At 67.7% G+C, this 21145-nt stretch carries 16 protein-coding genes; 3 read left to right on the top strand and 13 right to left on the bottom strand.

The window, feature by feature from the left end:
- Positions 1–509 precede the first annotated feature (509 nt).
- Positions 510–1595, top strand: a complete 1086-nt coding sequence (corA, locus tag BLR41_RS02050; RefSeq protein ID WP_092626069.1) for a magnesium/cobalt transporter CorA — start codon at positions 510–512, stop codon at positions 1593–1595.
- A gap of 908 nt (positions 1596–2503) precedes the next feature.
- Positions 2504–3358 (top strand): CAP domain-containing protein, encoded by an 855-nt coding sequence (locus BLR41_RS02045; protein ID WP_092625780.1) that lies wholly within the window; start codon positions 2504–2506, stop codon positions 3356–3358.
- A 311-nt stretch (positions 3359–3669) separates the two neighbouring features.
- Here BLR41_RS02045 and BLR41_RS02040 read toward each other — a convergent pair whose 3' ends face one another.
- The 8 genes from BLR41_RS02040 to BLR41_RS02005 form a co-directional block, all read right to left on the bottom strand.
- Entirely contained in the window at positions 3670–4194 is a 525-nt protein-coding gene (locus tag BLR41_RS02040; RefSeq protein ID WP_092625778.1) for a YflT domain-containing protein, read from the bottom strand.
- 342 nt (positions 4195–4536) lie between these two features.
- The gene (locus tag BLR41_RS02035) at positions 4537–5577 is read right to left on the bottom strand and encodes a CPBP family intramembrane glutamic endopeptidase (protein ID WP_245693725.1); all 1041 of its coding nucleotides are present in this window, start codon (positions 5575–5577) and stop codon (positions 4537–4539) included.
- 84 nt (positions 5578–5661) lie between these two features.
- Entirely contained in the window at positions 5662–9255 is a 3594-nt protein-coding gene (locus BLR41_RS02030; RefSeq protein ID WP_092625776.1) for a patatin-like protein, read from the bottom strand.
- A gap of 262 nt (positions 9256–9517) precedes the next feature.
- Entirely contained in the window at positions 9518–10759 is a 1242-nt protein-coding gene (locus BLR41_RS02025) for a cytochrome P450 (protein WP_092625774.1), read from the bottom strand.
- A gap of 94 nt (positions 10760–10853) precedes the next feature.
- A complete protein-coding gene (locus BLR41_RS02020; protein ID WP_092625772.1) occupies positions 10854–12041 on the bottom strand; it encodes an NAD(P)/FAD-dependent oxidoreductase in 1188 nt (395 codons plus the stop codon).
- Positions 12038–12238 carry a ferredoxin gene (locus BLR41_RS02015; protein ID WP_092625770.1) on the bottom strand — a complete coding sequence of 67 codons (201 nt, stop codon included), beginning with the start codon at positions 12236–12238 and terminating at the stop codon, positions 12038–12040. Before BLR41_RS02015 ends, BLR41_RS02020 begins: the two co-directional genes overlap by 4 nt.
- 64 nt (positions 12239–12302) lie before the next feature.
- Entirely contained in the window at positions 12303–12950 is a 648-nt protein-coding gene (locus tag BLR41_RS02010; protein ID WP_092625768.1) for a TetR/AcrR family transcriptional regulator, read from the bottom strand.
- A 5-nt stretch (positions 12951–12955) separates the two neighbouring features.
- The gene (locus BLR41_RS02005) at positions 12956–14176 is read right to left on the bottom strand and encodes a cytochrome P450 (RefSeq protein WP_092625766.1); all 1221 of its coding nucleotides are present in this window, start codon (positions 14174–14176) and stop codon (positions 12956–12958) included.
- A gap of 224 nt (positions 14177–14400) precedes the next feature.
- Between BLR41_RS02005 and BLR41_RS02000 the strand changes: the two genes are divergently transcribed.
- Positions 14401–15777, top strand: a complete 1377-nt coding sequence (locus BLR41_RS02000) for an MFS transporter (protein WP_425426869.1) — start codon at positions 14401–14403, stop codon at positions 15775–15777.
- A 99-nt stretch (positions 15778–15876) separates the two neighbouring features.
- On the opposite strand, the gene pstB is transcribed toward BLR41_RS02000, so the two are convergent.
- The 5 genes from pstB to BLR41_RS01975 all read right to left on the bottom strand — a co-directional run bounded on the left by pstB (position 15877) and on the right by BLR41_RS01975 (position 20940).
- Positions 15877–16656 (bottom strand): phosphate ABC transporter ATP-binding protein PstB, encoded by a 780-nt coding sequence (gene pstB / locus BLR41_RS01995; protein ID WP_092625764.1) that lies wholly within the window; start codon positions 16654–16656, stop codon positions 15877–15879.
- 90 nt (positions 16657–16746) lie between these two features.
- A complete protein-coding gene (gene pstA / locus BLR41_RS01990) occupies positions 16747–17835 on the bottom strand; it encodes a phosphate ABC transporter permease PstA (protein ID WP_092625762.1) in 1089 nt (362 codons plus the stop codon).
- On the bottom strand, positions 17835–18782 hold the full coding sequence (gene pstC / locus BLR41_RS01985; protein WP_092625760.1) for a phosphate ABC transporter permease subunit PstC: 948 nt from the start codon (positions 18780–18782) through the stop codon (positions 17835–17837). Before pstC ends, pstA begins: the two co-directional genes overlap by 1 nt.
- Before the next feature lie 115 nt (positions 18783–18897).
- The gene (locus BLR41_RS01980; protein ID WP_092625758.1) at positions 18898–19989 is read right to left on the bottom strand and encodes a phosphate ABC transporter substrate-binding protein PstS; all 1092 of its coding nucleotides are present in this window, start codon (positions 19987–19989) and stop codon (positions 18898–18900) included.
- A 423-nt stretch (positions 19990–20412) separates the two neighbouring features.
- Entirely contained in the window at positions 20413–20940 is a 528-nt protein-coding gene (locus tag BLR41_RS01975) for an HAD family hydrolase (protein WP_245693722.1), read from the bottom strand.
- Positions 20941–21145: the final 205 nt, after the last annotated feature.

Raw genomic sequence — 21145 nt, 5'->3', positions numbered from 1 at the left:
CAACACCCCAACAATGGGGGTAACCACATTGATCGACACTCCGCCCCGAAACCTCCAGATTTCACTCGAAAAGACGGGTCGCCGCACTATGCATTCCGGGGTGCGCGCCGGAGGAGCCGCTGCCGAAACGTCATCCGGCCCGAAGCGGTTGCGCACTCGACGGTCAAGTGGACACGCGGAGCACACCGGTTCGGACACCCGACCGACCGGCGAGTAGGATGCACGGGTGGTCGGCCACCGACCTCGGACCCGCAGTCGAACCGAACGGAGGTGAGGATACGTGCCAGACGCTGCCGGCGGCTCAAGCAGTGCGGACAGCGCACTGCCGTGCAGTATCGGCCGCATCCCCGCCGAGCGATTCGGTCGGCACGACTCGGGGCGTGCCGCGGTTCACGGGTGATCAACCGGACCGACGGTCGGTGATCCACCGGAACGGGTGGGGATGCGCACACGTGACACCGAATCCGGGTGTCGCGGAACAGCCACGAAATCCCGCCCGGAGGTCCATCGTGCCAAGCCTGCCCCACCTGGGGCTGCGTAACCGCATCAGCCGCGGTGAACGCGGTTCCCGAAGCGTCTCGGCCGTCACGGCTCGTTCCGCCTCGGTCGTCGACTGCGCCGTTTACGTCGAGGGCAAGCGATTGCCCGGTGAATGGTCCTACGAGGACGCCATGGCCGAGGTCCGCAGCAGGCGGAACGGTTTCGTCTGGATCGGACTGCACGAGCCGGATCAGGACCGGATCAACGGGGTCGCCGACACCTTCGGGCTGCACGAGCTCGCCGTTGAGGACGCGGTGCACGCGCACCAGCGTCCCAAGCTGGAACGCTACGACGAGACGCTGTTCATGGTGCTCAAAACGGTGCGGTACGTACCGGACCGGGCCAGGGCCACCAACAGCGAGATCGTCAAGAGCGGCGAGCTCATGATCTTCCTCGGCCGAGACTTCGTGATCACCGTGCGGCACGGCAACCAGGCCGCGCTCACCCGCGTGCGCGCGGCGCTCGAAGAGTCACCCGAGCAGTTGGCCCTCGGACCGTCGGCCGTGGTGCACGGGATCGCGGACCACGTGGTGGACAGCTACCTCGAGGTCACCGAGTCGATCCAGGACGACATCGACTCGATCGAGACCGAGGTCTTCGCACCACGCACCAGTATCGACGCGGAACAGATCTACCTGATGAAACGCGAGGTCATGCAACTGCGTCGTGCGGTCATGCCGCTCTCGCAGCCACTGCAACGGCTGGCGGGCGGCTACACCCCGCACGTCGCCGATCAGGTTCGGTCCTACTTCCGCGACGTGGAGGACCACCTCGCCACCGTCTCGGAACGGGTGGCTTCCTTCGACGAACTGCTGACGACCCTGGTCGACGCGACACTGGCCAAGATCACGCTGCAGCAGAACACCGACATGCGCAAGATCTCCGCGTGGGTCGCGATCATCTCCACCCCCACCATGATCGCGGGCATATACGGAATGAACTTCGCCAGAATGCCGGAGACGGACTGGGCGTTCGGCTATCCCGTGTCCCTGCTGGTCATGATGGTGTGCTGCGTGGTGTTGTTCAAGATATTCCGTAAGAACAACTGGTTGTGACCAGCGCGGTAACGAACCGCGAATCGACGACGATACACCGGGCAGGGCCAGTTGTGCCCTGTCGACGAAACAGAGAGCCACAGCGAGCGGCCTACTTCGGGTACTCCATTGAAGACCCCGGCCTGCTCGTATCGGAGGAGTGGTGGTGCCGCCGGCTTCGCACCGACGGTACCTGTGCGGCGAGTCGAGGGGATCGCCGCCGAACCCGTGAATACCGTTCCGTGAGTTCCACGGACTCGAAGCTCGTGGTTGGGAGGGAATCGTGCGACACATTCGGTGTGGACGGATCTCGGAACCGACACGGCCTGCAACCGCGCGGGCAGCGGCGGCCGCGCCACGAGAACGGCGAAACGTCCGGCACGAACGAAAACCCGGCGCGATGTGGCACGTGACTCCCACACTCGCGCGCGGCGAGGCCGCGACGTACTGATTCATCCGGGAGGCACCACGGGCCACATCGTGCGACGAATCCCGTTCGTCCGGCGGTTCGTACCGGACGCGGAAATCGTTTCGATCTGCACAATGGGAGTACCGTCATGCCCCGTCTGGTCACCAACAAACTCGCCCTGTTGTTCACACTGATCAACGGCTGGATTCTCACGCTGTTCCTGATCATCGCGAGTCAACTCTGAAACTTCCTCGGAGCCGAGTTCCGGGGTGAACCACCACACCGCCGAAGAATCCAGCGGGAAAAACGCACCTTCGGGGGTCTCCGAGCCGCCGGTCCGAATACTCGTCGAACTGTGCGAACACGTCTCACGAGTATGCCGGTCCGGGCAGGCAACCATTCCCCCGACGGGTGAAAATACGGCGCCGGTTATCCCCCGGCGGAGCCGATTCGGCACGTGGGAGCGCGCGGATGCGGTACAACTTCCGTTGTCAGCACAGGTGAACGACGGAAGTTGTATATGGTCAGGACACCGCCACGGTTGTTGCTCGCCGCCGCACCACTGACCCTGCTGCTCGGTGGGTGGCAGTTGGCCCCGGCCGAGCAACACGATGCCGAAACAACCAAGCCGGCCGATGGAATCGCCTACACCGAGGAGACCCCCAAACCGGAGCGGATCGACAGGACCGACAATCCCGACGAGCTCTACGACCCCCACGAGATCGACCAGCTCGAGCGCCCGGACGGGAACGGTGAGTCCGCTGTTCCCGAAACCACCGAGAACACGAGCGGGGATGAAGGGGCCGACCGGCCCGGGGGCAGCTACGATCCGAATGAGATCGACAGGCCCGGCGAGGGCCAGTCTTCCGGTGAGGAACAGTCTTCCGGTAATGACCAACCCTCCGGTGAGGCCGAACGCCCCGGGAACACTGCCGAACCCGGCGATACCGCCAAGCCCGGTGAGGCGAGCGATCTCGACAAGGTCGAACGGATACTCCGGTTGACCAACGAGGCACGCGGCCGGGCCGACTGCCCGGACCTGCGGCTGAACGAGACGCTGAACGATGCCGCGCGACGGCACAGCACGCAGATGGCACGGCAGGACTATCTCGGTCACCGGAGTGCCGACGGTGCCGATCACATCAATCGTGCCAAGCGAGCTGGCTATCCCTCGGTCTACGTGGGAGAGAACGTGGCGGCGGGCAACGCCGACGCGGCGAAGACGTTCCGGCAGTGGATGAACAGTCCGGAACACCGACGGAACATCCTGAACTGCTCGTTCACCGAGCTCGGAGTGGGATACGCCAGCGACCGGGACAGCCGCTGGACCCACTACTGGACCCAGATGTTCGGTAAAACCGACTCGGCGGAGTGACATCGGACGGAGCGCCATCGCTCCGGTGTCACAGCGGTCCGGTGTCACAGCGGGACCCGAGACGCAGTACGGCACGGAGCACGGCTGACGGGAGTCGGAACGTGGCGAACAGCCGGGCGTCGTTCCGGCGGGAAAAACAACGGAGGTGTCGGCACTGGCGTGCCGACACCTCCCGCAGTCTTTCCGCCACCGGCGTGGCACGCGCGAACAGCCGCTAGCGGGACTTCGTCGCCCCGGTTTTCACGCCCGTTTACGGGGTAGAACCTCTCGCGGGCTCTCGCCACGAGCGGACCCGACATCGAGTGGGCAGTTCACTGCTGCGAAGCCTGACCGCCCATGGCTAGTCGAGCCAACATGTCCCGGGCCTGTTCGGCGTGGCTGGGTTGGCTCAGTACGTCGTAGCGTCCGGCCACGACCTGGCTGGAGGAAGAGAAGTCACGACGGCCGCGCATGGAGGCGTACGTGATCGCGGCCGAGACCATGCCGAAGACGATCCCCGCCGCCAGCACCACCAACACTGGACCGAACCAGGGATTCTGCACCGTCAGGATACTGATCACCAGTCCGATGAACAGTCCGAACCATCCCCCGGAGAGCGCTCCGCTGCCGAGCACCCTCGCCCAGTTCAACCGTCCCGTGACACGTTCGACCAGCATGAGGTCGACCCCGACGATCGTTACTTCCTGCACCGGAAAATCGTTGTCGGCGAGGTGGTCGACGGCACGCTGCGCTTCCTCGTACGTGCCGTAGGAGCCGATCGGCCAGCCAGTCGGCGGGGTGGGCAAGCTGGGAAGCCCCGGAGCCGACCGGGCGGAGCCGGGAAACAGGCTGCTCACCGTAGACACCTCCGTAGAGACCGACGTCCTGCGCAGGAGCGTCGTCAGTGTTGTTCACCGAGGCACAACCGGCTGGTCCGGTGGCCGAACCACGTTGATCCCGGCTCGTACGCCCCGGTTCTCACCGCGCCACGGCCCGAAACCTGCCGAATGTCCCTTCACCGCCAGTCTACCTCGCCCGCTGCGGCGGGCAGCGGGCGTGATGATCTCCCCGCCGTTCGGGGAGGCCGGTAACGAATCGGCCGGTTCCCGAGGTACTCGAATCCCGGTGTGCTCGGCCTTCGAGGCGGTCCGCTTCCGATTTCGACCGGGGCGGTGCGGACCGCGAGAGCCCCGAGCGGGTCAGTGACGCGGCGCGAGGGTGACCGGATTGATCCGGACCCTTCCCCCGACCACGGTGCTGACCCCGCGACGCGCCGCTCGGCGATCGACCACCCAGGCGAAGAGCAGCACGGCGACGATCATCGGAATCACCTGGATCACCGGATAGTCCCCCGACTGCTGGGTGCTGGGAACCCCACTCAGTCCCGCGACGAGCAGACTCAGCGCGTTGTTGGCGGTGTGCATGGCCACAGCCGCCTCCAGACCTCCGGTACGGATGCTCAGCCAGCACATGATCGTGGCCATCAGGAAGAGTTCGACCCACACGAGCGGGTCGGTGTAGCCGTGCCCCAGCAGAAACACCAGCGAAGTCAGCAGGATCCCCGGCCAGGGGGTCCGGAACCAGGCCGTCAGCGTCTGCAGCAGTAGGCCACGAAAGAACAGTTCCTCCGCGGCGCTCTGCGCCGGTACCACCAGCACGGCCAGCAGTGCCACCGCCAGATAGCGGCGCCAGCCGGGGAAAGCGGGCAGCGGGGCACCGGACATCAGCTGCAGTGTGAGGATCACGGCGAACAGCGCGCCGAACACGAGCAGCGCCCAGAGCATCGTCTCGCCGAGCCAGCGAATCCGGGGGCTTCCGAGGACCCCGACCACGCTGCCGAAGCCACGTCGTTGCACCCATCGTGCTGTCAGTGCCACCGGAGGGATGAGCGCGATCAGCACGGCGAAACTCAGGAACAGCATCGGCAACGGTGCCGAGAGCACTTCCACGAGATACCCCGGGGGCAGCACGATGCTCAACGCCCCCCACGGCCCGGCGAAAACGATCATTCCGACCAACAGCACGGCTGCCAGGACCGAGGCAACCAGGGTCAGCCCGAGCAACACCAGCAGCGCCACGGCGGGGCGCCACCAACGATGGGCCGAGTTGCGTGCGAGCAGGTGGAAGGGCGTTCCCTCCGGAACCGCAGCCGGGAATCCGGGCTTCGGTGGGGAGTGCTGGGGGGACAGCGGGCGGGCGTCACCACTGTTCCGGGCTGGGTAAGCAGCGGGGTCGGGCACAACAGCATCCTAGGAGAGCTCGATTCGCGGGCCCGTCACGGCGCGCGGGCGGGCGGCACTGCCGGCCGCGCGCCTCCCCTCCGGTCAGGCGCGCGAGGGTGTGTCCAGCGAACCACGCGGTCGCGGTTCGAGCACGTCGGCGAGGCTGAGCAGTATCGCCTGCCCCCAGGCCGTGAGGAGCATCGCCGCCAGGAGCCAGAACGAAACCGACCAGCTCTGCAGCACCGCGGGAAGCAGCAACAGTCCGGGGATCACCGCACTGAGTACGGTGGCGCCCACTCTGCCGCTCGTGCGGAGCGCGAAGGTGGCGTACCAGGTGATCCCGGCCCCGGCCAGCGTCACTCCCAACGGCCCCAACCGCACTCCGAGCTCGAACAGCCAGAATCCGGCGGCGGCCAGCAGCCCGGCTGCCGCCAGTCCGACCAACGCTCGGGTGAGGGCCGAGACGGCGGCGGAGGTCATCAGCCATCCCCAGCGCAACGCGGCGACCACTGCCAGTAGCGCGCCGAGCCAGCCCACCGCCCCGGGCCACGAGTCGGACATCTCGACCACGTGCAGCCAGCGCCAGGCTTGGAGTTCCTCGACACGTTGTGCCTCGCGCATCGTGATGAACGCGAACTCGTTCGCGGCTGAAGATTCGGACCCGGCATCGGACGGGAAGTCGATCACCGGGGAGCGCAGGAACTCGGTCAGCGCCACGGCCGTGCCGCTCAGCGCCGCGCCGAGGGCGGCGCGGCGGGGTGCGGCGAGTGCGAAGGCGAGCAGCATCGAGAGCGGTTTGAGCGCGATCATGCTCACGGTGGCGAGGGAACGGCGGAACCCCCGCCAGCCGGGCAGCAGCGCCCGGTGGGCGAGCAGCGCGCAGCGGGTGGCAAGCGAAGCCATCCGCCGTTCTTCCAGGTCACTCGGGCGCTGTTTGCCCACCTCGTAGGCACGTACCTGCTGATCCAGCAGGCGCGGATCCCGCATCGGCCGGGCGTCGCCCGCGTTCGGGTCGGCCCCGGAGTCGACGGCGGCCACGAACGGGATTTCCTCGGCGGCAACCGTCCACTGCAACCGCTCCGCCACGGCACGTCGGGTCACGGTCAGCGGGTGCTCGTCGGTTGGGTTGGCGAACAGGGCCTCGAGCTCGGTCCGCACCGCGCCGGAGTGCTCCGCCCAGCGCTCGGCGAGGAACTCGTGCCACTTCCTCGCGCTGGTTTCGTCGAGTTCTCCCAGTTCCGGCTCGGTGGGCCGACTGAGGATTCGCTGCAGTGCGTCGCCCAGACCGTCGGCTCCCAGCTGCCCGCTGTGCCGGACCAACCGGTCCGGTTCGATCAGCATGGGGACCAGCCCGGCCACCGCGTCCAGCCTGCCCCACATCCAGTCGTTGGCGCGCCACTTGGCGGACAGGAAGGCACCGAAGTTGCCCAGGCCGGAGCCGCGCACCTTGTCCGCCAGCGGGATGTCACCGGCCGAGTCGCGTAACGCGGTGAACGGCAACGGGCTCGAGCTGTCACCGGCCAGGCGGTGCAGCAGGATGTGCGAATCCGCTCCGGTGTCGAGCTGCATGGGTGTGGTGAGTACGACCAGCTCGCGGAGCAGTCGCATCGGGTCGACGTCGGCGGCGAGTTCGAGCAGCGAGCGCGTCACCCTGTCGATCTCGACGAGATCGCCCGGCGAGAGGGCCGCCACCAGGTTCCTCACCAGGCGCTCCAGGGTGGCCCAGCTCTCGGCGACCGCGTCCACGCCGACGTCGTTCTCGGCGGCTTCCGCGCCCGAGGAGTTCACTACGGCGGACAGTTCCGCGTTGAACTCCGCCAGTCGCCGCCGGAACCGCGACCCGGGGTCGGCCCCGGTTTCGAACGAGTCGGTGTCGAACGAGTCGGTGTCGAGATTCCCCTTGCCGTGCTCCCCTGCCTCGGCGGTCCCGCCATCGGGTCGCCGGCAATCGGGGTTCCGCTGGTCGAGCGCCCCTTCGCCGAGGACGCTGTCCAGCAGCGGCGCGAGCAACGTGCCGACCGGGGAGGGCAACGCGTGCTGCAACCTGTGGTGGCGATCGAGCACGCACCCGATCCAGCCGTCCAACTCGGCCCGCACGAAAACGGGTTCGGTCCCGGCCGCGTGGGTCCAGCAACGGTCGGTGTGGCCGCACAGGGTCTCGGCGACGGTGCGCAGTCGGTACAACGAAGCCTTCACGGCGGCGATACGCGCGGACCGCCGGTGCGCCTCCAGTTCGCGGACCCAGCGCAGACATTCGTCCACGGCGGACAGCAGCGTGCGCACGTCGTCGAAGACCTCACCGGGGCGCCGCTGGGCATGCGAGCGGTACCGCTCGATCAGTCGCTCGCGCAGCCCGGTGCACGCGGTCGTGGGCCACTCCCGCAACGGCTGTTTCGGAATCGGATCCAGCAACGGGGTGCCGGTGGTGTCCTCGGGGGCGGTGAGCAGCTCGTGGACCCGGACGGCCCGGGTCTCGGCGAGCCGTGAGGCGTAATCGCCGGAAACCGCCCGCACCCGGTCACCGAGCAGGCGAGCGCGACGGGAGCGCGGTGTGACGGCGAGTTCGGTGAGCACGGCGTCCCTGCGGCCGACGGCTCGGCGTACCGATTCGTTGTGCCTGCCGATGCTGTCGATGTCGGTCAGCAGACTCTCCTGTCCGAGTTTCGCCCGCAGCGCCGTCGCGGTGACGGCTCGGGCGAACCGTTCGCCACGGGTCTCGGCACTGGGCGAGTCCGGCTCCGGATTGAGGTAGAGCAACCAGCGTTCGGTCGGCGCATCGGCCTCCACCCGCCGAATGGCGTCGACCGCCGCAGTGACGGGGATGTTGTCCAGCACTCCACCGTCGATCACCCGGAAGTGCTGCTCGGCGGAGGCGGCGATCTCGGAGAACCGGCCGTACAGGTTGGGTACCGAACCGGGCCGGGAGTCGCCGCTCCGGTCGTCCGAGGCATCGCCGGAATCGTCGGCGCGGAACACGGCCGGCTCGAAGGCCATCGGGAACGAGGAGCTGGCTCTGGCTGCCTGCGCGAGCAGCCGCGCGGTGGTTCGGGCCCGCTCGGCCGGACCGAAGTCGCTGAGCGGTTCGCCCGGTCTCCCGCGGTGCCGGAACCGGAACATCGCCCGCCTGCGGGCTTTGCCGAACTCACTGCCCACCGCGTCGAAATGCCGCTCTGCCACGGGGTCCAGCAGGGTGGCGGTCAGCAGGAGTTCGACGCGTTCGACCGGTTCGGTTCGCCGTTCGCGGCCGATCTGCTCGGTGAGCAGCTCGGTCAGCTCCGCGCGGAAGTACTCGTCGCCTTCCAGCAGCGATTCCGGTTTGGGCTGCCAGGGCCGGGGGACCGTGCGGGCCATCGCCTCCAGGTCTGCCAGGCGGATCCAGGCGCGGCGTGTGGCCGTGAACGGCATGCCGTAGACCAGCGATGCCGAGAGCAGTGTCGCGTTGAGGCCCCCCGCCGAAGTTCCGGCGAGCACGTCCACCTCGACGGACTCGTAACCGGCCAACTCGGCCAGCTCGGCCCAGGGGTGACGCTGCTCCGCCCGCTTCGGTCCGGTGTTCTCCACCGGGGCCCAGCGACGCAACCGGTCGATCTCGGCTACCGCTCCCCCGATCCAGACCGCCATGCTGGCGCCACCACGCAACGCCAGCGCGAGTCGCAGCTGCCGCGAGGAATGCGAGTTGGGTTCAGCACTGGGCACTTCGGACTCGCCTCTCGATCGACCGGCCGATTTGTTGGCAACTACCGAAATCTACCCCCGGAAGCGGCCACCGGGAACTGCCGATCCGACCATGGCGTGTTCCGCCGTTTCCGCCAACCACGGTGACTTCGCGCGGACGGCCCGAGGCGTGCGGCGCTGCCCACCGCGTGAATGATGGGAGTTCGGCACTGCGCCGTGGGGGCCGCCCCGGCCGGGACAACGACAGGGTCGGGGCACGGCCGGGGGCGGCGGTCGCAGTGGGTCACCAGGTGACCGGCAGCTCGTAGACCCCGTAGACCGAACCGTCGTGTTTGAACGAGATGTTCTCCCGGTCGGTGGCCAACCGGAGGGTGGGGATGCGCCGGTAGAGCGTGCTGTAGACGACCTGCAGCTCCATCCGGGCCAGTGGCTGCCCCAGGCACTGGTGGACCCCGAACCCGAAGGCAACGTGGTGCCGGGCGTCGCGCCGAATGTCGAGCCGGTCGGGCTCGGTGAAGGCGTCCGGATCGCGGTTGCCGATGTCGTTGGGCACGATCACCCCTTCGCCCGCTCGAATTACCTCACCTGCGATCTCGATGTCCTCCAACGCCACCCGGCGCCGCCCGTTGTGAGTGATGTGCAGGTAGCGCAGCAACTCTTCCACCGTCGAGGCGACCAGTTTGGAATCGTCGCTGCCCTCCCGCAGCTCCGCCAGCTGCCGGGGATGCTCCAACAGGGCCAACGTACCGAGCGCGATCATGTTCGCGGTGGTCTCGTGTCCGGCGATCAGCAGCAGCACCCCCATCCGGGAGGCTTCCCTCCTGGGCAGCTCGCCGGACTCGACACGCGCGGCCAGGTCGGAGAGCAGGTCCTCCCCCGGATCGGTGAGTTTTCGGCCCACCAACCCGTCCAGGTATTCGGCAAGGGTGCCGAGGGCGGTGGAACGCTGTTCGGTGGTCGAGTCCCGGTGAACGATTACCTTGCTGTTGCGCTGGAAGAAGTCGTGATCGGCATAGGGCACGCCGAGCAACTGGCAGATCACCAGCGACGGGACCGGCAGCGCGAAGGCCTCCACCAGGTCCACCGGTTCGTCGGCGGTCAGCATCTCGTCGATCTTCTCGTCGACGATCCGCTGCACGAACGGACGCATCGCCTCCACCCGTTTGATGGTGAAGGGGGCCGTGACCATGCGGCGCAGTCGTGCGTGCTCGGGATCGTCCATCAGGATGAAGCTGACGGGGGAGCCCTCGCTGTGCTCGTCACTGACCGGAGCCGGAGCCGGATAACCGGGGTTGGTCGGGTCGGAACTGATCCTGGAATCCGCCAGCAGCGCCCGCTGCTCGGCGTAGCGGTTCACCAGCCAGGGCGTACTGCCGTCCCACAACCGGACCCGGCTCAGCGGAGCCTCCCGCTGCATGGTCCGCAGCTGGGGCGGTGGATCGAACGGGCACCCCTCGGCCCTGCTCATGGGGTATTCCGGAACCTCGGCCGCGTTCTCTTCGGCCGAACCCAACGTGCTGGTCATCAACTCCTCCAATGAGATCCGTGACACGGATTCCCGACGGTGGGGGCACGGAGCGCCACCCCGGTGCCGGCTTACGAAACCGGGGTGAGGATGGTCAGTTCGGTTCGAGGGCGGGCACGCTGAAGGTCTCGACGACCTCCTGGCGACGCGTGCGGACCTGTTTGGGCCTGTTCCAGCCGAGTACGGCGACCGGTGTTCCTCGCGTGGTGTAACGCGCGAGGAAACGGCGCTCGGCCGGGTCACCCTCCACGACGGTCACTTCGGATTCGGCGTGCGGCACACCGTGCACCTGGATCTTGGCGTCGAACTGGTCGGTCCAGAAGTGCGGAACCGGCGCGTAGGGTCGATCGGCGCCGAGCAGGTTGGCGGCAACGGCCCGGGCCTGTTCGGTGGCGTTGGTACGGTTCTCCAACCGCATCGACCGGTCGAGCCCTTCGTGGTGCCAGCGCGCCACGTCACCGACCGCGTAGATTCCCGCCGCAGCTCGGCAGCGCGAGTCGCACACCACCCCGTCGTCGAGTCGAAGTCCGCTCTCGGCGAGCCAGTCGGTGGCGGGAGCGGCGCCGATCGCCACCACCACGGCGGCTGCCGGCAACGTCTCGCCGGTTTCGAGCCGCACCCCCGTCACCCGGCCGTGGTCCGCCTGCACCGCCTCGACACCGGTACGGGGTCGGAGCCGAACGCCCCGTTCGGTGTGCAGCTCGCCCAGCATCCCGGCGACACGCGGACCGAGCTGATCGGCCATGGGGGCTGCCTGCGACCCCACCAGGGTGACGTCCGATGCCATGCCGCGGGCGGTGGCGGCGATCTCCGATCCGAGCACCCCGTCGCCGACGACCACGACATTTCGCGCCCGTGACAGCTCCGCCCGCAGCCGCAACGAATCGTCGAGGGTGCGCAGCACGTGCACCCCCGCCACGTCCGTGCCGGGCAACCGCTTCGGCCGGAGTCCGGTGGCGAGTACGACCGCCTCGGCGCGCAGCGTGCGACCGGATGCGGTGTGGACGGCGCGCTCGGCCGGCTCCAGCCGGACCGCCGGGTCGGCGAGGACGAACTCGGCGCCGGTTTCGACCAGTGCGGATTCCGTTCGCAACCTGCTGCGCTCGGACTCCCAGTTACCGGAGAGGACCTGTTTGGACAGCGGCGGCCGGTCGTAGGGTGCGTGCTCCTCCTCGCCCACCACGGTGACCGTCCCCCGGTACCCGCCGCGTCGCAGGGACTCCACCGTCGCGAGCCCGGCGGCAGAGGCACCGACCACCAGCACACTGCTCGGCTCGCTCATGCGTCCTCACTCACCTCGATGGCGGCGGCCGGGCAGACATCGGCTGCCTCCCGGACCGACCCGTGCAGGTTCTCGGAGGGCTGTTCGTCCAGCAGGATCACCACCCCGTCCTCGTCGCGCTGGTCGAACACCTCCGGAGCGAGCAGCACACACTGTCCGGCACCGCAGCACTTCTCCTCGTCGACAGCGACCTTCACTGGTACTCCCCTTCTCCTCGTATCGGTATCGCCCGCAGCGGACCCGTGGAGCCCGCGCGGACGATCAGGATTCGGTGACGTGTGCCAACCACAGCCCGGTGATGGCGTCGATCAGTCCGGTGGCCGCCTCCTGCCAGCTGGCCCGTGGGGTGGGTGTTCCCTCCGCGAGGGCGCGTTCCCGCTCGGCGTAGGTGTGCACGATGAGTTGCCGTGCCATGTCGGCTCGCTCGGCCCGCACCTCGTCCGGCAGTTCGGGAAGACACCGGTGCAGTCCGTCGAGGATGCGGTGCATGGCGGGCGAGCTCAACGACTCCTCGACGGCGATGTCCCGCAGCGAGGGCTCGGTCATCACCTGTGCGCTGAACCTGGCGAACCAGGTGGGACTGTCCAGCTCAGCCAGGTTGTCGGCGCTGGGGCGCACCAGGCAAGCGACCCAGTCCCGGACCCGCGGACTGTCGCCGATCTCCTTCAGCCGCTCGATGCGCAGTCCTTCGACCGGCTCGTTGCGTTTGCGCACGATGGCTCGGACCAGATCCGCCTTGGTCCCGAAGTGGTAGCTGACGGCGGTGTTGTTGCCCTGTTCGGCGGCCTCGCTGATCTGCCGGTTGGACACGGCCAGCACGCCGTGTTCGGCGAACAGCCGTTCGGCCGCGAGCAGGATCGCCTGCCGCGTGGCGTTGATGCGTTCTTCCCGTACGGTTCTGCCAGTCATGGCTCTCACCATCGCACCGGTACTTCACGCAGCCCGCCGACGACCAGCCCTTCGACCTGCCGCAGTTGCTCGGCCGGAACGGCGAGTTCGAGCGAGGGGAGTCTGCGCAGCAGCACCTCCAGCACTCCCTGCAGCTCGGTGCGGGCCAGCGACTGCCCCAGGCAGGAGTGCGCTCCCGCGCCGAAGGCCAGGTGCGGGTTGGGGCTGCGGTCCAGCGTCATGTCGTCGGCGCCCTCGAAGACGGACGCGTCGCGGTTGGCCGAGGCCATGCTGCACACCACGGTTGTCCCCCTGGGCAGGGAGGTCTCGCCGAGCTCGGATTCCTCGGTGATGTAGCGGGGCATCCCGAAACCCGGGTTGGCGTCGAACCGCAGTGCCTCCTCGACGGTGCTGCGAACGAGCGATCGGTCCGTCAGCAGGCGTTCCCAGCGCTGCCGGTCGGACAGCAGCATGGCCACCATCTTGCCGATCATGTTGGCCGTGGTCTCGTGCCCGGCTACCAGCAAACCCTGACCGGTGGCGACCAACTCCTCGTTCGACATTCCCCGGCCCTCGGAGTCCGTCTCGGCGAGCAGCGAGCTGATCAGATCGTCGCCGGGTTCGGCGCGCTTGCTCGCCACGTGGGCTGCCATGTACTCGACGAACTCGCGTTGCGCCGCGGCGATCTCCTCCTCGCCGTAGCGGGTCATGTTCAGCAGCGTGTCCGACCAGTAGGAGAACCTGTCGCGGTCGGCGGCGGGCACGCCCAGCAGATCGCAGATCACGTAGACCGGCAGCGGGAAGCCGAGGCTCGCCTTGAGATCGGCGGGCTGCCCCTGCTCGACCATGTCGTCGATCAGCCGTTCGGCCATCTCCTCGATCCCCGGCCGCAACGCCATCATGCGCTTGGCGGTGAACCACTTGCTGACCATCCGCCGCCAGCGCAGGTGCCCCTCACCGGTCTGCGGCAGCGCTGAGGACATCGAGGTGTTGAAAACACCGCCGGATTCGTTGTCCGCGACCCGCGCCGCGTCGTCGGCGTCGAGCCGGCGGGTGAACCGGGGGTCGGACAGCACCTGCTTGACGTCCTCGTAGCGGGTCACCAGCTTGGCCTCGTCCCCGCTGGGCAGCCGCACGCCCGCCACCGGGCATCCGCCGCGTAGCCGCTCCCACTCCTCCGGCGGATCCAGCGGCGCCGGATTCGGGATCGGGTAGCTCAGCGTCCGCTCACCCTCGCTGTGGACCATCGCGCTCCCTCCACGTGATTCGTCTCTCCGTTGCCGACCAGTCAACCTCAGATGCTAACTTAAGTCAATCGATTGATTTAGAATTTCTCGTAACCCCCATTCGCGACAAACCGAAAGGACGAACCGTGTCGCATGCCGATGCCGCCCCCGAGCGGGGCGCTGCCGTACCACCGACGAACCTCGTCGTGGTGGTACTGGCGTTCGCCGGGATCGTGGTCTCGCTGATGCAGACCCTGGTGATCCCGCTGGTGCCCGAACTCCCCCGGCTGCTGGACGCCCCGGCCACGGGAACCGCCTGGGTGGTCACCGTTACGCTGCTCGGTTCTGCCGTGGCCACCCCGTCCGCCGGGCGCCTGGGCGACATGTACGGCAAGCGGCGAGTGCTACTGGCCAGCCTGGTGCTACTGACCGCCGGCTCCGTGATCGCCGCGCTGAGCGACTCGCTGCCGCCCATGATCGTCGGCCGTGCGCTGCAGGGCCTGTCCGCGGGTGTCATCCCGCTGGGCATCAGCATCATGCGCGACGAACTGCCGTCCGAGCGGCTCGGCTCCGCCATCGCCCTGATGAGCGCCTCACTGGGGATCGGCGGCGCACTCGGGCTGCCCACAGCCGCGTTCCTGGCCGAGTACGCCGACTGGCACGTGCTGTTCTGGGCCTCCGGTGCGCTCGGTGCCGTGGCCGCCCTGGTGGTATTCGCGGTGGTGCCCGAGTCCTCGGTCCGCACCGGCGGCCGGTTCGACCTGCTGGGCGCGCTCGGACTCTCCGCCGGGCTGATCTGCCTGCTGCTGCCGATCTCCAAGGGAGGTGACTGGGGCTGGGGCAGCGGACCCGTCGTCGGCCTGTTCGTAGCCGCGGTGCTCGTGCTGCTGCTGTGGGGCCGTTGGGAGATCCGCTCCGCGCAACCGCTGGTGGATCTGCGCGTGAGCGCACGGCGTCAGGTGCTGCTGACCAACCTGGCTTCCACGGTGTTCGGTTTCGCCATGTTCGCGATGTCGCTGGTGATCCCCCAGCTGTTGCAGCTGCCCGAGGCAGCCGGTTACGGCATGGGCCGGAGCATGGTGGTCGTGGGCCTGGTCATGGCGCCCTCCGGCCTGGTGATGATGGCCATGGCACCGGTCTCCGCACGGATCTCGAAGCTGTACGGCCCGAAGGTCACCCTGATGGTGGGTGCGGTCGTGGTCGCGATCGGATACGCGCTCAACATCGTGCTCATGTCGGCCGTCTGGCACCTGGTGCTGGTCTCCGGCGTGATCGGTGTCGGAGTCGGACTGGCCTACGGCGCCATGCCCGCGCTGATCATGGCCGCCGTGCCGGTATCCGAGACCGGGGCCGCCAACAGCCTCAACACGCTGATGCGTTCGATCGGCACCTCCAGCGCCAGCGCGATCGCGGGCGTGATCCTCGCCCAGATGACCGTCTCGTTCGGACCGGTGAGCTTCCCCTCGCAGACCGGATTCCGGCTGGTGATGGGCATCGGCGCGGGCGCTGCCGTCGTGGCCCTGCTCATCGCGGCCTTCCTGCCGAAGCGGCGGTCGGTCTCGGAAGGCTCGGGGGCACGAGCGACCGAGGAGAGGACCCCCGTCGGCGAGACCTCGGCCTGAGCGGAGTTCGCCGGCCGGGGCGCGCCGGCCCCGGCGGGTGGTTCTTCGGCACGCACGATACCGAAGAACCACCCGCCGAGGTGATCGGAAAAGGTTCGATCAGCCGAACCGGCCGGAGATGTACTCCTCGGTAGCGGTGTGCGTCGGGGTCGAGAAGATGGTGGGGGTCTCGTCGATCTCCACCAGCTCGCCGGGCTGACCGGTCCCGGCGATGTTGAAGAAACCGGTGTAGTTGCTCACCCGGGCGGCCTGCTGCATGTTGTGCGTGACGATGACGATCGTGTAGTTCTCCTTGAGCTGGGCCATCAGATCCTCCACGGCGTGCGTGGAGATGGGATCCAGCGCGGAGCAGGGCTCGTCCATCAACAACACGTCCGGCCGCACCGCGATGGCACGCGCGATGCACAGCCGCTGCTGCTGCCCGCCGGACAGGCCGGATCCGGGCTTGCGCAGCCGGTCCTTGACCTCCTCCCAGAGATTGGCACCGCGCAGCGACTCCTCGACGACCTCGTCCGTTTCGGACTTGCGCAGCCGCTTGTTGTTCAGCCGCAGCCCCGCCGCCACGTTGTCGTAGATCGACATGGTGGGGAACGGGTTGGGGCGCTGGAACACCATGCCCACGTGCTTGCGCACGTCCACGGGGTCCATCCCCGGAGCGTAGAGGTCCTGGTCGTCCATCACGACCTTTCCCTCCACCCGGGCCGACGGGATCAACTCGTGCATCCGGTTCAGCGCCCGCAGGTAGGTCGACTTGCCACAGCCGGAAGGCCCGATCAGGGCGGTCACGGCGCGCGGTTGAATCGTCATGGACACGCTGCGCACCGCGCGGAAGGAGCCATAGTAGATGTCCAGATCCTTGACGTCGATGCGTTTTGCCATAGCCCCTCGGCTCCTATCAGTAACACGGCGGGTAAGCGTCGGTGCGGCTGTTCGCCACGCCGCTGTGCCTCGCGGCGCGGCGGTGGCGACTCAGCGCCCCGCTTTCGGTGCGAACAACAGCGATATCGAGCGGGCCACCAGATTGAGCACCATCACGATGAGCATGAGTGTCAGCGCGGCCGTCCACGCGCGGTCCAGCGACGGATCGACCGGCACCCCCGGGCTGGCGTACTCGTAGTAGGAGAACACCGAAAGGGTCGCCATCTGCCCCGAGAACGGGTTGAAATTGGTGCTGCCGGTGGCCCCCGTCGCGATGAGCAGCGGCGCGGTTTCCCCCACCACCCGTGCGATGGCCAGGGTGACTCCGGTGCTGATACCGGCGACGGCGGTCGGTAGCACGACACGCACGATCACCTTCCACTTCGGAGTTCCCAGCGCGAAGGCGGCCTCCCGCAGATCGTCCGGAACGATCTTGAGCATTTCCTCGCTGGAACGCACCACGATCGGGATCATCAGCACGCTCAGCGCGACGGCACCGGCGAACCCGTTGACGGTGCCCGGCCCGAACACGAGCGCGAACAGCGCGTAGGCGAACAACCCGGCGACGATGGAGGGAATACCGGTCATCACGTCGACGAAGAAGGTGATCGCACGGGACAACCTGCCGTGGCCGTACTCCACCAGGTAGATCGCGGTGGCCAACCCGATCGGCACCGACATCAGCGTGGCGAGACCACTGGTGATCAGCGTCCCCATGATCGCGTGATACGCGCCACCGCCATCACCCACCACGCCACGCATCGAATAGGTGAAGAACTGCCCGTCGAAACGGTCCAGTCCCCTCGAGATGACGGTGACGACCACCGAGACCAGCGGGGTGAGCGCCAGCAGGAACGCCGAGGCGACAAGCGCGGTGAACGCCCGGTCGGTTGCTTTTCTGCCGCCTTCCACCCAACGCGACCAGCCGGAGATCCCGATCGCGTAGAGCACCGCGGTCGACAGCACGAACGGGGTTACCCCGAAACCCAGCAGCCGGACGATCAGGCCGGCGAGCACGGCCGCCGCGCCGAGGGCGCCCCAGGAGGCCCATCTCGGTAGGGTTCCCCGAACCAGCGACTTCGTCCCGTTCGGCGGTTCGACGCTTTCCGTTGGGGTGGGCGGGGAGGTGGTGGTGCTCATCAACTGGCTCCGGAGAAGTCGGTGCGGCGGTTGATGACCGCGCGGGCGATCATGTTCACGACCAGCGTGATGGCGAACAGCACCAGGCCGGACGCGATGAGGGTGTCGATGGCGACACCGGAGGACTCGGGGAACTCCAGGGCGATGTTGGCGGCGATCGTGGCCGGGTTACCGGAGCTGATCAGGTTGAACGTGACGCCGCCGGAGGCGGAGAGCACGATCGCCACCGCCATCGTCTCCCCCAGCGCGCGCCCGAGTCCGAGCATGGAGCCACTGATGATGCTGGAGCTGCCGAACGGCAGCACCGCCATGCGGATCATCTCCAGCCTGGTGGCCCCCAGCGCCAGCGAGGCCTCCTCGTGCAGTTTGGGGGTCTGCAGGAACGCCTCGCGGATCACGGCCGTGACGATGGGAAGGATCATCACCGCGAGCACCAGTGCCGTGGTGAACATGGTTCTGCCGGTGGTCGAGGGCGGGCCGGCGAACAACGGGACGAAACCGAGGTACTCGTGCAGCCATTCGGCGGGTCCCCGGGTGGCGGGCGCCAGCACGGTGAATCCCCACAGGCCGTAGATGATGCTCGGCACCGCGGCGAGCAGATCCACGACGTAGCCGAGGAACTGCGCGAGCTTGCGCGGCGCGTAGTGCGTGATGAACAGGGCGATTAGCACCGCGAGCGGGGCGGCTATCACCAGCGCCAGCACGGAGGCCAGCAGTGTGCCGAACACCAGCGGCCAGATGTAGAGGACGAGCCCCCCTTCGCCCGGGATCTCCTCGGCGGGCGCCACGAAGGAAGGCCAGGCCTCGATCAGCAGGAACGCCGCGACTCCGGCCAGCACCACCAGGATCAGCACACCGGCACCGGTGGTTATCCCACGAAACGCCTGGTCGGCGGGCCGCTTACGTACTCGACGGGCGGTCGCGGCACCTTGCCCGGTATTGCTCACGAGCGATCCCTTCGGGGTTTAGCCTGCGGTATTGGAGGTGAGAGTCCTCGAGGGCCAACGACCAAGATTCCGGGGTCACCCTCGCGGTGATCCCCGGAACCGTGGCTGGCGTGGTTCAGCTGCTCGCGCCGATCGCCTCGACCGCGGGCTGCAGCTTCTCGCGCAGTCCGGCCGAGATCGGGGCCGAGCCGGCGGCGTCGGCCGCGGCCTGCTGCCCTTCCTCGCTGAGGAGGTACTCGAAGTAGGAGCGGACGAGCTTTCCGGTGTTCGCGTCGTCGTAGCTGCCGCAGGCCATGCCGTAGGAAACCAGCACGATCGGGTAAGTACCGGATTCGGTGGTGTCCCGCGCCAGGTCGTAGGCGTAGACGTGTTCGCCCTGGCCGGTCTTGCGCTCGGAGACCTCCAGCACCTTGGCGGCGGCCTCGGGCGAGTAGGAGACGAACTCCTCGCCGACGCCGACCGCGACACTGCCCAGGTCACCGGCCTGACTGGCGTCGAGGTAACCGATGGTTCCCTGCCCGGCGTTGATGGCGCTCTTCACACCGGAGGTTCCCTTGGCCGCCTCACCGCCGGAAACCGGCCAGTTGCCGCTGACCTCGTGCGGCCAGGCGTTCGGCGCGGCGGAGGACAGGTAGTCCACGAAGTTCTCCGTGGTGCCCGACTCGTCCGAACGGTTCACCGGCGTGATGGGCAGGTTCGGGAGATCGGCGTTCGGATTGGTTTTCCTGATCTCCTCGGAGTTCCACTTGGTGATCTTCTGGTTGAAGATTTTGGCGATCGTCTGCGGAGTCAGTTTGAGTTCGTCGATACCGTCGAGATTGAACGACACGGCGACCGGCGAAACGTAGACCGGCACCTCGACGAGGGTGCCGCAACGCTGCTTGGCGCCCTTGAGTTCCTCGCCCTCCAGCGCGGCGTCGGTGCCACCGAAATCGCTCGCCCCGTTGACGAAACGCTCCCGGCCACCGCCGGAACCGATCGGCGAATAGTTGATCGTCACGTCGGGATTCTGCTCGGAAAAGGCCGCGCGCCAGGCTTGCTGTGCGGCCTCCTGGGAGCTGGCTCCCGCCCCGTCGAGCGTTCCGGAGAGTCCCGACTGGTCCGAGTTACCCGAGGACTCGTTGGCGGCGCCGCACGCTCCGAGAACCACGGTCAGCGCTGCCGCCGCCGCAACGGCGGCAGTACGTCTGACAATACTGCGCTGCACAGGTAGCCCCTTTTCACGCTGCTGCGGCCGATGGGCACCGGCCGTCTTCTGCACTGGCGAGAGTGACACTAGGGCGAAAAGGTGACGTGCCGAATCAACTCAGATGAACAGCAGTGGAATAGCGAACCACAGAAAACACTCATCACGGATTAATCACGAAACAACCACGAATCGAAAACTGCGGTAGCGCCGCACCTCGTGGTTTTCCGCGAGCCCGTACCGGACAGCGCGGTGACCCCTTTTCGGAACACCCTGTTTTCAACGCTACACAAAGCGTAACCGAGGATCGGAAAACACGCATCCCCGAGGAAACGAAAGGCCTCGCGCTCCGGGGAAACCGCGACCGGCGCACCGGCTCGAGCACGGGGTGCGCCGTCCGCTGGGCCGGTTAGTGCCGCGGGCGAAAGCCCGGGCGGGTGACGACTATCCGGCATCTCCCGACGCGGTGAACAAGCGCTGCTCGGTCACCCGCAGCGCCAACGAACGGTCCAGTCTGGACATAACCGATTCCGCGCCGGCAGCGCGCAGCAGCCTGCCCGCACACCCCCCACCGGAGAATCCGAACGCGAGCACGTCGGCACGGCGGGCATCGAGGATCTCCTCCTCGGTGCTTCCCACGAAAGCCAGCCGAGGGTACTCCACTCGCAGCCCCGTGAGTTCGGCCACCCTGTCCCGACCATCCGGAATCACAATGGACAACCGATCGGCCACACGTAGCCTGCGTGCCTGGGTCGCCACTTCCCGCAACGGCTGTTCGGTGAGCACGATGACCGGGATCGATGCGAGCCGCGCCCCACACAACGCGGCATCGGCGCCGGGGACGAGCCGGGCACGGCCACCGTGGTACCGGACGAGGGTGCCGCTCCAACCCAGCACCACGGCACGATTCGGATCGTCGTACACGGCAGGGGCTCCCAGTCCCGATGAGCAGATGCGCACAGCCTGCTTCACCAGCGGGAACCAGAGCCACCCACACCGGATTAACGAATCCCCAACACTGGATTACACGCACCGAACGGAGGACGCGGTGCGGCTCTCGCGAGGAAGGGCCGACGTGGCGTAGGTGGGGTACTCGAGGTCGGGGCACCCGCTCACGAGACGTGCGAGAGGTTCCGCCACGCGAGCACCCACGACCACCGAACCCAGGAATCCGCAT

It is taken from the genome of Actinopolyspora mzabensis, assembly GCF_900101095.1.
Taxonomy (GTDB): domain Bacteria; phylum Actinomycetota; class Actinomycetes; order Mycobacteriales; family Pseudonocardiaceae; genus Actinopolyspora; species Actinopolyspora mzabensis.
Note: the sequence above shows the minus strand (reverse complement) of the source record. Positions and strands in the feature narration are given on the sequence as shown.

Excerpts from the sequence above, each read along its gene's own strand:
- BLR41_RS02020 (WP_092625772.1), bottom strand. The coding sequence starts at position 12,041 with ATGAGCGAGCCGAGCAGTGTGCTGGTGGTCGGTGCCTCTGCCGCCGGG.
- BLR41_RS02025 (WP_092625774.1), bottom strand. The coding sequence starts at position 10,759 with ATGACCAGCACGTTGGGTTCGGCCGAAGAGAACGCGGCCGAGGTTCCG.
- BLR41_RS02005 (WP_092625766.1), bottom strand. The coding sequence starts at position 14,176 with ATGGTCCACAGCGAGGGTGAGCGGACGCTGAGCTACCCGATCCCGAAT.
- pstB (WP_092625764.1), bottom strand. The coding sequence starts at position 16,656 with ATGGCAAAACGCATCGACGTCAAGGATCTGGACATCTACTATGGCTCC.
- pstA (WP_092625762.1), bottom strand. The coding sequence starts at position 17,835 with ATGAGCACCACCACCTCCCCGCCCACCCCAACGGAAAGCGTCGAACCG.
- BLR41_RS02010 (WP_092625768.1), bottom strand. The coding sequence starts at position 12,950 with ATGACTGGCAGAACCGTACGGGAAGAACGCATCAACGCCACGCGGCAG.
- BLR41_RS02000 (WP_425426869.1), top strand. The coding sequence starts at position 14,401 with ATGCAGACCCTGGTGATCCCGCTGGTGCCCGAACTCCCCCGGCTGCTG.
- BLR41_RS02045 (WP_092625780.1), top strand. The coding sequence starts at position 2,504 with ATGGTCAGGACACCGCCACGGTTGTTGCTCGCCGCCGCACCACTGACC.